Annotated in this window: 10 protein-coding genes; 6 read left to right on the top strand and 4 right to left on the bottom strand. The window is 68.3% G+C overall.

The features are described from left to right. The first annotated feature begins 70 nt into the window (after positions 1 to 70). Together IEV93_RS16355 and IEV93_RS16360 are read left to right on the top strand one after the other, a co-directional pair. Positions 71 to 1,477, top strand: coding sequence for an ABC transporter permease (locus tag IEV93_RS16355; RefSeq protein ID WP_188491021.1), 1,407 nt, complete (start codon positions 71 to 73; stop codon positions 1,475 to 1,477). A 107-nt stretch (positions 1,478 to 1,584) separates the two neighbouring features. Continuing rightward, positions 1,585 to 1,938, top strand: coding sequence for a mycothiol transferase (locus IEV93_RS16360; protein ID WP_188491685.1), 354 nt, complete (start codon positions 1,585 to 1,587; stop codon positions 1,936 to 1,938). A 59-nt stretch (positions 1,939 to 1,997) separates the two neighbouring features. On the opposite strand, the gene sucD is transcribed toward IEV93_RS16360, so the two are convergent. Then, entirely contained in the window at positions 1,998 to 2,888 is an 891-nt protein-coding gene (gene sucD / locus IEV93_RS16365) for a succinate--CoA ligase subunit alpha (protein ID WP_188491022.1), read from the bottom strand. 11 nt (positions 2,889 to 2,899) lie between these two features. Beyond that, positions 2,900 to 4,063, bottom strand: coding sequence for an ADP-forming succinate--CoA ligase subunit beta (gene sucC, locus IEV93_RS16370; RefSeq protein ID WP_188491023.1), 1,164 nt, complete (start codon positions 4,061 to 4,063; stop codon positions 2,900 to 2,902). Positions 4,064 to 4,469: 406 nt separating this feature from the next. Between sucC and IEV93_RS16375 the strand changes: the two genes are divergently transcribed. Next, positions 4,470 to 5,513 (top strand): M23 family metallopeptidase, encoded by a 1,044-nt coding sequence (locus IEV93_RS16375; RefSeq protein ID WP_229705242.1) that lies wholly within the window; start codon positions 4,470 to 4,472, stop codon positions 5,511 to 5,513. Between the two features lie 13 nt (positions 5,514 to 5,526). Here the strand turns inward: IEV93_RS16375 and IEV93_RS16380 are convergent, their stop codons facing one another. Next, positions 5,527 to 8,010 (bottom strand): UvrD-helicase domain-containing protein, encoded by a 2,484-nt coding sequence (locus IEV93_RS16380; protein ID WP_188491024.1) that lies wholly within the window; start codon positions 8,008 to 8,010, stop codon positions 5,527 to 5,529. 127 nt (positions 8,011 to 8,137) lie between these two features. On the opposite strand from IEV93_RS16380, the gene IEV93_RS16385 reads away from it, so the two are divergent. After that, a complete protein-coding gene (locus IEV93_RS16385) occupies positions 8,138 to 9,676 on the top strand; it encodes a hypothetical protein (RefSeq protein ID WP_188491025.1) in 1,539 nt (512 codons plus the stop codon). Between the two features lie 52 nt (positions 9,677 to 9,728). On the opposite strand, the gene IEV93_RS16390 is transcribed toward IEV93_RS16385, so the two are convergent. Further along, a complete protein-coding gene (locus IEV93_RS16390; RefSeq protein ID WP_229705243.1) occupies positions 9,729 to 11,657 on the bottom strand; it encodes a hypothetical protein in 1,929 nt (642 codons plus the stop codon). A 51-nt stretch (positions 11,658 to 11,708) separates the two neighbouring features. Between IEV93_RS16390 and IEV93_RS16395 the strand changes: the two genes are divergently transcribed. Both IEV93_RS16395 and IEV93_RS16400 read left to right on the top strand, forming a co-directional pair. After that, entirely contained in the window at positions 11,709 to 12,023 is a 315-nt protein-coding gene (locus tag IEV93_RS16395; RefSeq protein WP_229705244.1) for a chorismate mutase, read from the top strand. After that, positions 12,020 to 13,426, top strand: coding sequence for a sulfatase family protein (locus tag IEV93_RS16400; protein ID WP_188491026.1), 1,407 nt, complete (start codon positions 12,020 to 12,022; stop codon positions 13,424 to 13,426). Before IEV93_RS16395 ends, IEV93_RS16400 begins: the two co-directional genes overlap by 4 nt. Positions 13,427 to 13,709 lie beyond the last annotated feature (283 nt).

Consider the following 13,709-nt stretch of genomic DNA (forward strand, 5'->3'; position numbering starts at 1 on the left):
TCGACACCGCCTGATGATAGTTGTGCTATACATCTAATCGGTCGACAACGATTTCTCGAGGGGACGTGTGATGAAGACATTCACAGGATGGTGGCGCAAGAAATACAGCTCGATGCCACCCGCGTTGCAGATGATCGGCCTGCAGCTCTGGCTGCCGGTGTTCTTCATGATCGCCTTCTGCTTCTGCTACCTGGGCGCTTTCCACTCCCCGCAGATCCACGACGCCCCGGTCGCGGTGGTCAACTCCCCGGCGGCCTCGACGTTCACCGATCAGTTCTCGAAGGCGTCACCGGGGATGTTCGACTTCCGGCTCTACCAGACCGCCGACGAGGCCACCGAGGCCGTGCGCGACGGTAGCGCCGCCGCATCGCTCTCCCTCCCCTCTCAGGCGGGCGGCAAGCCGGTGGTCACCATCGCGAGCGCGCACCAGTTCCAGGCGGCGTCGTTGATGAAGAGCGCCTTCACCCAGACCTTTGCGCAGAGCGGTACGGCGGTGCAGATCAACGACATCGCGCCGCTACCGAAGAACGATTCCTACGGGATGGGCGCGATGTACCTCATGCTGTCGTGGTGCATCGGCGGATACATGGTGGCCATGTTCATCGGCATGATGGGCGCTCCGCTCAGCCACAAGACCCGCGTCGCCATCCTGGCAGGCGGCGCTCTCGTCGCCGCGGTGCTCACCAACGTGTTGGCGAGCCCGGTCATCGGCGTCTATCCCGCCGAGCACCTGCCGGCGATGATCGGACTCTCGTTCCTGTGGGTCCTCGCGATCGGACTCGCCGTGAACGGCCTCTCGTACTTCTTCGGACGGTTCGTGACCGCGATCGCCTTGTTGATGTTCGTGTTCCTGTCGATCCCGTCCTCGGGCGCGGCGTACCCGACATGGATGGTCCCGCGCATCTTCGGTGACCTGAATCCCCTTGTGGTCGGCCACGGCATCACCGAGATGATCAAGCGAGTCCTCTACGGCGTCGGCGAACCGTACTGGCAGCCGTTCCTGCTGATGGGTGGGTACGCCCTGCTGGGCATCGTCACGATGATCGTGGGCAAGCGGTGGCGCGAGAGCAAGGAGTTCGACCGCATCCTCGCGGGCAAGACCACGATGATGGCCGCCGCCCAGGGCGCGATGATGCGCAAGGGGATGGCCGATCGCGAGCGCATCCTCACCGCGCATGGTCTCGACTCCGACGCCAATCCCATCGAAGAGGCCGACGACGCCGATTCCGACCGCGGAACCGACGCCGCCGACGGAACGCCCTCGGAGAGAGGCGATCAACGACAGCTGGTCGGAACCGGGGCGTCCGCGTCGGGCAACCGTCCCGACTACCACTACACGGTCGAGGACATGGAGACGTCGTTCTCCGGCGACCCACTGTTCAACGGCAACGGTCTCGGTGGAGGGTTCGCCGAGGAGGAGCGCGAGTACGAGATGCGCGAGTCGATGCATCTGCCGAAGCACCAGGCGCCGCGCTAGGCCGTTCGCGACGGACATCGTCCGACTGGAGAGGGTTCGAGGGCATATTGCCCTCGGCGACGCTCCAGTCGGACGATTTCCGTTGGCTCTGATAGGTTCGCCGGTCCCTGGTGCCGTCGGCGACCACGCTGCTCGGGCTCGTCCGCCACATCACCTTTGCCGAGCGGGTGTGGTTCGACCAGGACATCAGCGGACGCTCCCGGGAGGAGATCGGGTTGCCGGAGTCGGTCGAGGACTCCTGGGTGCTCGCGCCCGAGGACACCATCGCCTCGATCCAGGCCGCGCACCGGCAGGCCTGCGACGAATCACGCCGGGTGGCAGCCACATTGGACCTCGACACCAAGGTGCGCGTGCGGACACCGCATCCGCTGTGGACGACTTATCTGCATCTGCTGCGGGAGCTGGCCCAGCACTGCGGGCACGCCGAGATCCTGCGCGAGCAGATACTCGCCGCGCGCTGAGGGATACCGACGACAACGGCCCCGCCAGAAGGCGGGGCCGTTGCGGGAGAACTGTGGGCTTACAGGCCCTTGTAGATCTCGCGAGCGAGGTCGGCGGTCTCGGACGGCGTCTTGCCGACCTTGACGCCTGCGGCCTCGAGCGCGTCCTTCTTGGCCTGGGCGGTACCCGAGCTGCCGGACACGATCGCGCCGGCGTGGCCCATGGTCTTGCCCTCCGGCGCGGTGAAGCCCGCGACGTAGCCGACGACGGGCTTGGTGACGTTGGCCTTGATGTAGTCTGCGGCACGCTCCTCGGCGTCGCCACCGATCTCGCCGATCATCACGATGACCTTGGTGTCGGGATCCTTCTCGAACGCCTCGATGGCGTCGATGTGGGTGGTCCCGATGACCGGGTCACCGCCGATGCCGATGGCGGTCGAGAAGCCGATGTCGCGCAGCTCGTACATCATCTGGTAGGTCAGGGTGCCCGACTTCGAGACCAGACCGATCTCACCCTTGCCCGCGATGTTGGCGGGCGTGATGCCCACCAGCGACTCGCCGGGGGTGATGATGCCGGGGCAGTTGGGCCCGATGATCCGGGTCTTCTCGCCCTTGGACTTGTTGTAGGCCCAGGCGTACGCGCTGTCCTGCACCGGGATGCCCTCGGTGATGACGACCAGCAGCGGGATCTCCGCGTCGATCGCCTCGATGATGGCGTCCTTGGCGAACTTCGGCGGCACGAACGCGATGGAGACATCCGCGCCGGTCTTCTCGATGGCCTCGGAGACGGTCTCGAAGACCGGCAGCTCGACGCCGCCGTCATGGCTGACCGTGGTGCCTGCCTTACGGGCGTTGACGCCACCGACGACCTGGGTACCGGCCTTGAGCATCAGCGCGGTGTGCTTGGTGCCCTCGCCGCCGGTGATGCCCTGGACGATGACCTTGGAGTCCTTGTTCAGAAAAATCGACATGCGTTCAGCTCCTACTTGCTCGCCAGTTCGGCGGCCTTGTCGGCGCCGGAGTCCATGGTCTCGGCGAGCGTCACCAGCGGGTGGTTGGCGTCGGCGAGGATCGCGCGGCCTTCGTCGACCTTGTTGCCGTCGAGTCGCACCACGAGGGGCTTGTTCGCATCGTCGCCGAGCTTCTTCAGCGCGCCGACGATGCCGTTGGCGACCGCGTCACACGAGGTGATGCCACCGAAGACGTTGACGAAGACACTCTTGACCTGCTCGTCGCCCAGGATGACGTCGAGACCGGCGGCCATGACCTCGGCCGACGCGCCGCCACCGATGTCGAGGAAGTTGGCGGGCTTGACGCCGCCGTGCTTCTCGCCGGCGTACGCGACGACGTCGAGGGTCGACATGACCAGCCCGGCGCCGTTGCCGATGATGCCGACCTGTCCGTCGAGCTTGACGTAGTTGAGGTCGTTCTCCTTGGCCTTCTGCTCCAGGGGATCGGTCGCGTCCTTGTCCTCGAACTCGGCGTGACCCTCCTGGCGGAAGTCGGCGTTCGCGTCGAGGGTGACCTTGCCGTCGAGCGCGAGGATCTGGTCGTCGGGGGTACGAACCAGCGGGTTCACCTCGACGAGGAGGGCGTCTTCGTTGATGAAGACCTCCCACAGCTTCTGGATGGTGTTGGCCGCGGCGTCGAGGACCTCGGCGGGCAGCTTGCCTGCCTCGGCGATCTCGCGCGCGAAGGCGAGGTCGACACCCTTGACGGCGTCGACGGGGATGCGGGCGAGCGCGTCCGGGTTCTCCTCGGCGGTCACCTCGATCTCGACGCCACCCTCGACCGAGCACATGGCGAGGTAGGTGCGGTTGGTGCGGTCGAGCAGGAAGGAGATGTAGTACTCCTCCGCGATGTCGCTGGCCTCGGCGACGAGAAGCTTCTTGACGACGTGGCCCTTGATGTCGAGTCCGAGGATCGACTCGGCGTTGGCGGTGGCCTCCGCGACGTCCTTGGAGTACTTGACGCCGCCGGCCTTGCCGCGGCCGCCGACCTTGACCTGAGCCTTGACCATCACCGGCTTGCCGATTTCCTCGGCGATCTGTGTTGCCCCGGCAACCGTGTCGGTAACACGGCCGGCCGATGTGGGAACTTCGTGCTTGGCGAAGAGTTCCTTCGCCTGGTATTCGAAGAGATCCATTCAGCTCACCATCTCGTAGGTTTGCCCGCGGTGTCGTATGTTTCTCGCACGGGCCACATCGGACTTTAACGCTGGTCACAACGGCCACCGAAAGCACACCCGGTGCATGTGCCCCAGATCACTGACGGCCTGCACGCGGAGACCGCCCGAGTGTTCGTTCTGGGATGGGAACCACTGACCGTTTTGTCTGTGATCCAGCTCACAATGCCACATTGATGTTCGCGCGCGGTTGCACACGCTGCAATCATTTCGTTACCGTCGCCAGGGCAGTCGGTCACGGCTACATCACACGCAGCGGATCGTTGATCGACGGGCTCTGCATGTAGCCGGTGGCGATTTCCACCACCAGCCCACGTCAGGCGCATGAACACGGCCGTGACGTGAGTCGAATCGGAAGGTGCATCTCTTGGCAGTACGCGGGAATTCGAGCGCGGCCCCGGCCGCGTTCGACGCAGCGGAGATCACCTCGATCATTCCCATCGACTGGGATTTCGCCGAGTGGAACGACGCGCCCGTCGATGCACCGCACGATCCGACCCCCACGCGCAGCACCCCTCGCCGCGCCCCGTTGCCTGCCGAGGTCACGCAGGACATCCTCATCGCCGAGCACGAGTTCGACGAGACCGCGCACGAACACCCCTTCGCAGTTCGCGGCGCCGAGTTCGACGACTTCGACCTGGTCCCCGGACCGTCACGCGCACCTCGCAAGTCCGGCGGTCGTCACCGCATCGCCGCTCCGCCGCACGCCCTCAAGGGACGCGCCGCACTTCTGGCCGTCGCCGCAGGCGCCGCTGTGGTCGCCGCCACGGGCCAGTTGCAGTCCGGGTCGGCCACCGACACCAATCAGGCCGCCGAGCCCGCCACCGACGCCGTCAGCCCCGCTGCCGCGGTCGGTCCGGTCGCGCCCTCGGCCGGCGACGCCGGAGTCGTCGAGTCCGCTCCCCCGGCAGACATGCGCAACTTCACCGACCAGCTGCAGGCCGGAGACAAGCTGGCCCGCGACGCCGCGGCCGCCGACGCCGCGTCACGCAAGCCGCTGTTCGCCTCCCCGGTGAACATGGGCGCTTATCAGTTCACCTCCTGCTTCTGCAGCCGTTGGGGCACGTTCCACGGCGGCATCGACTTTGCCGCTCCCCTGGGCACCCCGATCCACGCTGCGACCGACGGCGAGGTCGTCGAGGCGGGCCCCGCGTCCGGCTTCGGCAACTGGATCCAGATCCGCGCCGCCGACGGCACCATCACGATGTACGGCCACATGGCCTCGAGCGGCGTGCTCGTCAGCAAGGGCCAGAAGGTCACCGCAGGCGATCCGATCGGCCTGGTGGGGAACGAGGGGTTCTCCACCGGACCGCACGTGCACGTCGAGGTCTGGAAGAACGGGACGACCAAGATCGACCCGATGCCGTGGTTCGCCGAGCACGGCGTGCGGCTCTCCGCCTACACCGGCTGACCGCCTTCCCGCGCTAGAGCTTCTCGATCGGCAGGCCGCCCAGCGACATCAGGGTGATCCGTCCGCCACTGCCGAAGTCGAACGTCACGCGCTCGGTCGCGCCGGACCCCTCCTTCGCCACCACCTTGCCCATCCCGTACTTGGCGTGGTTGACCCGATCCCCCACCGCCACCGACACCTGATTGTTGCGTCCGCGGGTGGGGCTGGCCGAGTACGAGCTGCGCCCGCGCTGCGACTCGCCACCACCGTCGTCCGACCGGTACGAACCGGCGCCGAAGAATCCACCCGAACTGCCGAACGACCGCTCGCGGCGACGCGGCTCGGTGCGCCGCCAGTCGATGAGGTGCTGTGGGATCTCCTGCAGGAAACGCGATTCCGGGTTCGACACCGGCTGTCCCCACGCCGAGCGGACCATCGACCGAGTGAGGTACAGCCGCTTGCGTGCGCGCGTGATGCCCACGTAGGCGAGTCGTCGTTCCTCGCTGAGCTCCTGTGGATCCCCCAGAGACCGCAGATGCGGGAACTGGCCGTCCTCCCAGCCGGTGACGAACACGACCGGGAACTCGAGTCCCTTCGCGGTGTGCAGCGTCATCATGGTCACCAGACCGGCGGTGCTGTCGGGGACCTGATCGGCGTCGGCGACGAGCGACACCCGCTCGAGGAACGCCGCGAGCGACCCCGGTTCGGGCAGGCCGTCCTCGGGATCGGGTCGGTCCTCGTCCGGAATTCCTGCAGCGTCGGCGCTGAATTCCCGTGCCACCGAGATCAACTCGTTGACGTTGTCCAGCCGCGCGCCGTCCTGCGGGTCGCTCGATCCCTCGAGTTCGTCGCGGTAACCCGACCGATGCGCGATGGCCTCGACCAGCTCGCCGATGTCGGCCGCCTCGTTTCCGGCGTCGACGGAGGCGACGTCGGAATCGGGGCCGTCCGAGGCGCCGAAGACGGTGAGGAAGTCCGCGCGCAGGTTCTCGATGAGGTCGATGAACCCGGCGATCTGCTTGTTGGCCCGCGTCTGCAGCAGCGGCACCTTGCCCGCCGCGGCGTCGAGGAGCGACTCGTAGAAGCTGAGGCCGGAATTCTCCGAATGCACTGCGACACAGGCCTGTGCGCGGTCTCCGATACCTCGCCGCGGCGTGTTCAGGATGCGTCTTAGGCTCACCGTGTCGTCCGGGTTGGCGACCACGCGCAGGTACGCGACGATGTCGCGGACCTCCTTGCGCTCGTAGAAGCGCACACCGCCGACCACCTTGTAGGCGATGCCGAGCCGGATGAAGATCTCCTCGAGGGATCGTGATCCGGTGTTGGTCCGATAGAACACGGCGACGTCGGAATAGTTGAACTCGCCGGTGTCGCTGAGGGAATCGATCTCCCCGGCGATGAACGACGCCTCCTCGTGCTCGTTGTCGGCGACGTATCCGACGATGAGCTCACCGTCGCCGGCGTCGGTCCACAGCTTCTTCTCGCGTCGGTTTGTGTTGCGGGAGATGACCGCGTTCGCCGCCGACAGGATCGTCTGGGTGGACCGGTAGTTCTGTTCCAGCAGTACGGTTTCGGTGTTCGGGAAGTCGCGCTCGAACTCCTCGATGTTGCGGATGGTTGCGCCACGGAACGCGTAGATCGACTGGTCGGCGTCACCGACGACGCACAGCTCCGACGGGCTGACGCCGCCCTCGCCGGTGCCCACCAGCTCGCGCACGAGGACGTACTGGGCGTGGTTCGTGTCCTGGTACTCGTCGACCAGGACGTGGCGGAACCGGCGACGGTAGTACTCCGCGATCTCGGGATGGGCCTGCAACAGCGCCACGGTCTCGCCGATGAGGTCGTCGAAGTCGAAGGCGTTGGCCGCACCGAGACGACGCTGGTACTGGGTGTAGATGTCGGCGAGCGTGGTCGAGGTGTCGTCGTCGGCCTCGGACGCCTGGGCCATCGCCACCTCGGGGGTGATCAGCTCGTTCTTCAGGTTCGAGATGTGGATACCCGCGCCGCGGGGGCTGAACTTCTTCGGGTCGAGGTCGAGATCCCGGACGATCATGGCCAGCAGGCGTTTCGAGTCGTCGGCGTCGTAGATGGAGAAGTTCGAGTTGCGACTGGCGATGAGGCCGGCCTGAGCGCGCAGGATGCGCACACAGGTCGAGTGGAACGTCGACACCCACATCCGGTTCGCGCGTGGCCCCACCAGGTCGATGACGCGTTCGCGCATCTCGGCGGCGGCCTTGTTGGTGAACGTGATGGCGAGCACCTCGCCGGGCGAGACATCGCGCTGCGCCAGCAAGTAGGCGATCCGACGGGTCAGCACGGCGGTCTTGCCGGAACCGGCGCCCGCGACGATCAGCAACGGACCGCCGGTGTGCATGACCGCTCGGCGCTGCGGTGGGTTCAGCCCGTCGAGCAGTTCCTGGGCGCGGGCGCTGATCTGCTCGCTCCCGGCATCACCGGACGAGCCGGGACGGTGGGCGATCGGCAGCGCGGTCTGGTCCGCGGAGGTGGGGGTTTTCATCGGTGTTCGACGTTACTCCGGTCCTCGGACACCGACCTGCGCGCTCCGCGCGTCGTTCTCCCCGGGTACGATTTGCCGCGATCCGCCGGTCGGGGTTCCGGTGGACCCGTCGCGGGGGCAGGAGCACATGAGGACCATCGACCACAGGTACGTCAGGCCGGTCGCGTTCACCGCCGCCGCTGTCGTCGCGCTGGTCGTGGTCGTCGTCGTCATCGTGCTGCCGAATCGCACCTCGGGATCGGCCGAGGCCGGCGAGGCATTCGTCGCCACCCGAGCGCTGGATCGGGCGACGGGGCCGTTCGCGGTGGCGAACGCGGTCTCCTACAGCGGGACCGTGACCGCCGGAGAACTGCGGATCGGTCTCGACGGGTTGGCCGTCTCGGCCGCCGGAGACGCCGCGGGCACGATCCGCGTCGACGACACGACAGCCGATTACCGCCAGGTGGGGTCGTCGGCCATCGCCCGCGGCGGCGAGAAGTTCTGGCGCGGGGTGCTCGGCGACACTGTCACGTCGGTCCCGAGATCGACGGACTGGGCGCATCTGGACCTCACCCGCTTCCCCGATCTCGCCACCCTGCTGACCCCCGCACGACTCGCCGCCGCGGTGAGCGGTGACCAGCGCGGCGCACCGGTCGGCACCGAGGCCACCCCGGACGCCCGATCGACCGCGCTCACCGACCCGGCGGTGCGTCGGACGTCGGCCACCACCCTGGTCAGCGGCGAGGCCACCGTCACCACCGACGACGCGGGAACCGCACTGGTCGCGGTCCGCGGTCGGATCGGTGTCGTGGCCGACGGGACGACGCAGACGCCGGTCGTCGCCGATGTCCGCGTCACCGCCCGCGACGCGACGGCCGCGGATGCGCTCTACCGCGACCTCTCGGCGCAATCGGGTGAGCTCGCCCGGTCGATCGCGCCGGGGACCACGTTGTCTTTGTCTCGCAGCACCGCACGTCCGGCCCCCGGCGCCTGCACACCACCCACCTGCGACGCCGACGTCTCGATCGTGGCGACCACCAGCGACCCGATCGGGTCACTGACCATCGTCGCGACCGCGACAGTCGGTTTCGAGTCGCGCGGGCGGGCGGTCGGGCGACCATGCGTCCGGACCGTCACCCTCGGGCGCACCGGCACCGCGCGGTTCCGCTGTTCGGTGACCGCGCTGCCACGTCCGAACGGCCCGTTCGCAGTCCGCGGGAAGTTCGCCGCGACAGTGTTCGCCGAGACCCCGCCCGCGACGATCACCGGCCGGGTGAGCGCCGGGCGCGCGATGTCGACCGCGCCGGCCACCGGGACATTCCGCCGGGCCGGGGTCAAGACCGACGCCGCGGCGGCCCGGTACGGGACCCAGATCACCGGCCTATCCTCGACCGTCGTGTACGAGGTCGGTGATCAGGCGTTCGACGGCCGCGCCGACGACGGGGTGCTGCTGGTGACACGGGGACCGGGCTACTCCGAGCACCTGGACTCCGGTGGAGCGCTCGAATCGACGTGGCCCGGCTACCGACAGCTGCTGACCCAGGCGCGAGCGCAGAAGGCCGCGGCCGGATCGACTCCCGTGCGCTGGGTGTTCGCCGAGAAGGACGCGGCGGCGGCGACCACCGCCGCGCTGAGCGCGAACGAGATCACCGGCATCGAGGTCGTGACCGTCCCCGCCGAGGCCTGACGCCCGGCCGCCGGGGGTCCGAACAAGACGGGCTCAGAACAACAACGCGGGCTCAGAACAAGGCGGGGTCGAACACCTGGCCCACCTGGCCGGCCGCGACGTGCAGCGCGAGCCCGGCGGTCAGCGGTCGGACGACGATGTCGGTGCCCGTGCCCGACGCCTGGACCCAGAGCGGGTGCAGGCCGGCGCGCACGGGGGCGGTGACCGGCGCCCCGGTGCCGACGCTGATCTCGACGGTGCCGTCGGACGTCGCGCAGTACGGGATCTGCACCGTCCACCGCCAACCGATGAGCGGGCCGTCGAGCGGCAGGGCGGTGCGCGCGGTGATCTCCGGGCGGTCGCACGCACCCGAGCCACCCGCGAATGACCGGGTGCGGGTCACCGCGCCGGGCGTCATGGTGCCCGTGGGGCTGAGCACCTGCAGACGGTCGGTCCAGTCGCCGAACTGCGGACGGTCCGGCAGCCGCGCGAAGACCCGGCTGATCAGGTTGTTCGGGTAGGCCACCGGGAGCAACACCTCCAGTGGCACCGCCTGGTCGAACATCGGGGTGTCGGCGTTCGCGGCCAGCGCAGAGCGCGCATTGGCCAGGTACGACGCCGTCGGCCCCTCGTGCCAGCGATCGGTGAACGCGACCGTGGAGACCACCGCGCTCACGGTCACCGCGACCATGGCGGTCGCGACCCCGACCCGCACCGGGCGCCGGTCGAACAGGGCTCGAGTGCGCTCCCGGTCGCGCACGGGCGCCGAGATGACGAGCGCGGCCGCGAGCGCGAGGACCACCGCGGCGTCGGGGAGGTAGCGGAGGGTCTGTGAGAGCTCGAGGGCGGTGTCGGCGCTGCTGCGGTTCCAGCTGACCAGGGCCTGCGCGAGCACCACGTATCCGACCGCCACCACGACGACGGCGCCCGCGCCGCGCCGCGCCCACAGCGCCGCACCGATGAGTCCGACGGCGACGATCCAGCCGAGGATCATCCATCCGGCCGCGGCAACCGCGAACGGCGGACTGGGGATCCACCGATCCCAGTTCCACGGCCCACCCACGATCCCGGGCACGACGCCGCTGTCGATGGCGCGCCACGTCAGTCGGGCCGCCTGCCCGAGGGAGTGTTCGCCCGCTCCCGGTCGGGCCACGACCCCGAAGACGACGGCCCACACCGCCGTCACCCCGAGCAACGCACACCACAGCGCTCTACCGCGGCGGAGCACCACGGGCAGAGCGCACGTGGGCTCGTCGGGCCGGCGGGCGAGCTGGGTGAGTCGGACGCAGAGGATCGCCGCGGCGAACGCGATCGGCAGGATCAGCGCCGACTTCTCGAAGAAGGCCAACGCGACGGCGCAGATGATCGCGGAGCGGATGACGATGGTGCGCGGGCGGGTCACCGGGTGGGCATCGTCGAGCGGACCGCGACACAGGAGGACCGCGTCGGCCACGACCCACGCCATGGCCGCCTGCAGCGGCAGTGTGTTCAGCCCCGACGCCCACCATGCGAAGGACGGCACGGTCAGCGGGGTGAACAGGTAGAACGCCAACGCCGCCACCGTCGCGACTCTCGCTCCCGCGACCACGAGCAGCATCCGCGCAACAGCCAGCGAGGCGATGAGTTGGCCGACGAGCAGTGTCGCTGCGGCCACCGGCCAGCTCAGCGGTGCGAGGACGGTGGCGATGCCGGCGACCGCGAACGCCGCCGGCATGAAATGGCCGTCGTGATTGTGCCCGAGGAACGCCCATGACCCGATGGGGTCGGAACCCGCCCGACCGATGAGGACGAGGTCGTCCCAGTAGAAGTCGCCGCGGGCGGCCACCCAGGTCCGGAGTGCGAGCTGGGCGACGATCAGGACCGCCACCGCGACGCCGATCCTGCGACGTCGTGACCACTCCGCGGGGCCGGCGGCGTCAGTGTCGGAGACGTCGGTGCCGGGAGCCGACCGCAGGAGTGCGGTGGAAAGCGCCATGGCCCAGTAGTACCAGTTCGCGCGCACGAATCGACACTCTGATCGGCGTGTAACGCAGGTCATGGCAAGATCGGCCGGGTGGAGCACCCCGACGCCGATCAGCCGATCGACCTGAGCCAGTACAACCTGTCGTCCGAGGTCGACGACCTGCCGGAGGAGATCGACGATCTCCGCAGCGAGATCGATCGGCTCGACGCGATCATCCTGGGGGCCATCAAACGGCGCACCGCGGTGTCGAAGAAGGTCGGTCGCACGCGGATGGCCTCGGGCGGACCTCGCCTGGTCCACAGCCGCGAGATGAAGGTGTTGCAGCGGTTCTCCGAACTCGGCCAGGAGGGGCACACCCTCGCGATGCTCCTGCTGCGACTGGGCCGCGGACCGCTCGGACGATGACCCCGGCGGACGACGCGCGCACACCGCGCCGCGAGAACGTCGTGTTCATCCACTGGCACGACCTCGGCAGGCACCTGGCCTGTTACGGGGCGCAGGGCGTCACGAGTCCGCACCTCGATGCGCTCGCCGCGCACGGCATCCGACTCACCGACGCCCACGCAGCGGCACCACTGTGCTCGCCGGCGCGCGGCGCATTGTTCAGCGGCCGATACCCGCACTCGAATGGTCTGGTCGGTCTGGCCCACCACGGTTTCGAGTACCACGACGACGTGCGCACACTGCCGCAGATCCTGACCGAGTCCGGCTGGCAGACGTCGCTGTTCGGGATGCAGCACGAGAGCAGCGACCCGTATCGGCTCGGGTATGAAGAGTTCGACGTCTCGGACTCGCTGTGCGACTACGTCGTCGAGCAATCGCAACGGTGGTTGCGTGATCGCACCGACGACCGCCCGTTCCTGCTGACCGCGGGCTTCTTCGAGACCCACCGGCCCTACCCGGCGTCGGACTACCCACCGGACGACCCGGAATCGGTGACCGTCCCCGGTTTCCTGCCCGACGCCTGGCCGGTGCGCGAGGACATCGCCGGACTCCAGGGATCCATCACCAAGGCCGACGCCGCGGTCGGACGTCTGCTCGCCACGGTGAACGAACTCGGACTCGACGACTCGACCTGGATCGTGTTCATCACCGACCACGGGGTCGCCTTCCCGCGAGCCAAATCCACGCTCTACCAAGAAGGTACTGGCGTCGCCTGCATCATCCGGCCGCCCTCGGGACGTGGTGTCGCGGCGCGGGAGTACGACGATCTGTTCAGCGGCGTCGACGTCACCCCGACGATCCTCGACCTGCTGGGGCTCGATGTACCCGAGGCGATGGAGGGGTTCTCGCACGCCGACGAACTCGTCGCCGCCGACGCCGCGCCGGTGCGCGCGGAGTTGTTCACCGAGAAGACCTATCACGACAGTTTCGACCCGATCCGGGCCGTCCGGACCACCCGCTACAGCTACATCGAGAACTACGCCCGCCGACCCGCGTTGAGCCTGCCGCTCGACATCCTGGACAGTCCCTCGGCGCGCGCGCTGGACGGTTCGCAGGACTTCCCGCGGGCCGAGCGGGAACTGTACGACCTGGACACCGATCCGTACGAGCGGACGAACCTCGCCGAGGACGCCGCGTACGCCGATGTGGTCGCCGATCTGTCGGATCGGTTGCACCGGTGGCGCAGCGACACCGGCGATGAACTACCCGCCGAGGAGGTCGGCAACCAGATCGCCCACGACTTCATGGCGCGCCATCACCAGCAGTTGCGAACCGAGGCCGCGCGCCAGGACCAGAGGTCGCTGCCCTCACGCCGCCCCCGAGGCGAACAACGAGAACTGCGCGAGCACAGCACCGACAACTGACCCTGCCGACTGTGTGGAAACGGGACATCGAGTGTGCTCGACACCCGACGCGACATCACCCCGACAACAACGCACACTCGATGACACGGTTCCGCACCGTCGGCGTCGTCAAGTCCACCACCACCTGAGCCGAAAGCCGCCGACGGTGCCGAAAGCACACATCGAGTGTGCGCCGCTTGCACCGCATCTCACGCCAAGCGGTCAGCACACTCGATGGGCGCTTTCGACACAGTCAGCACGCGGGGTTCCGCCCGCGATCCCACGGCGCTATCGACACAGTCAG

Source organism: Williamsia phyllosphaerae, from assembly GCF_014635305.1.
In the GTDB taxonomy this organism is placed as follows: Bacteria; Actinomycetota; Actinomycetes; order Mycobacteriales; family Mycobacteriaceae; genus Williamsia_A; species Williamsia_A phyllosphaerae.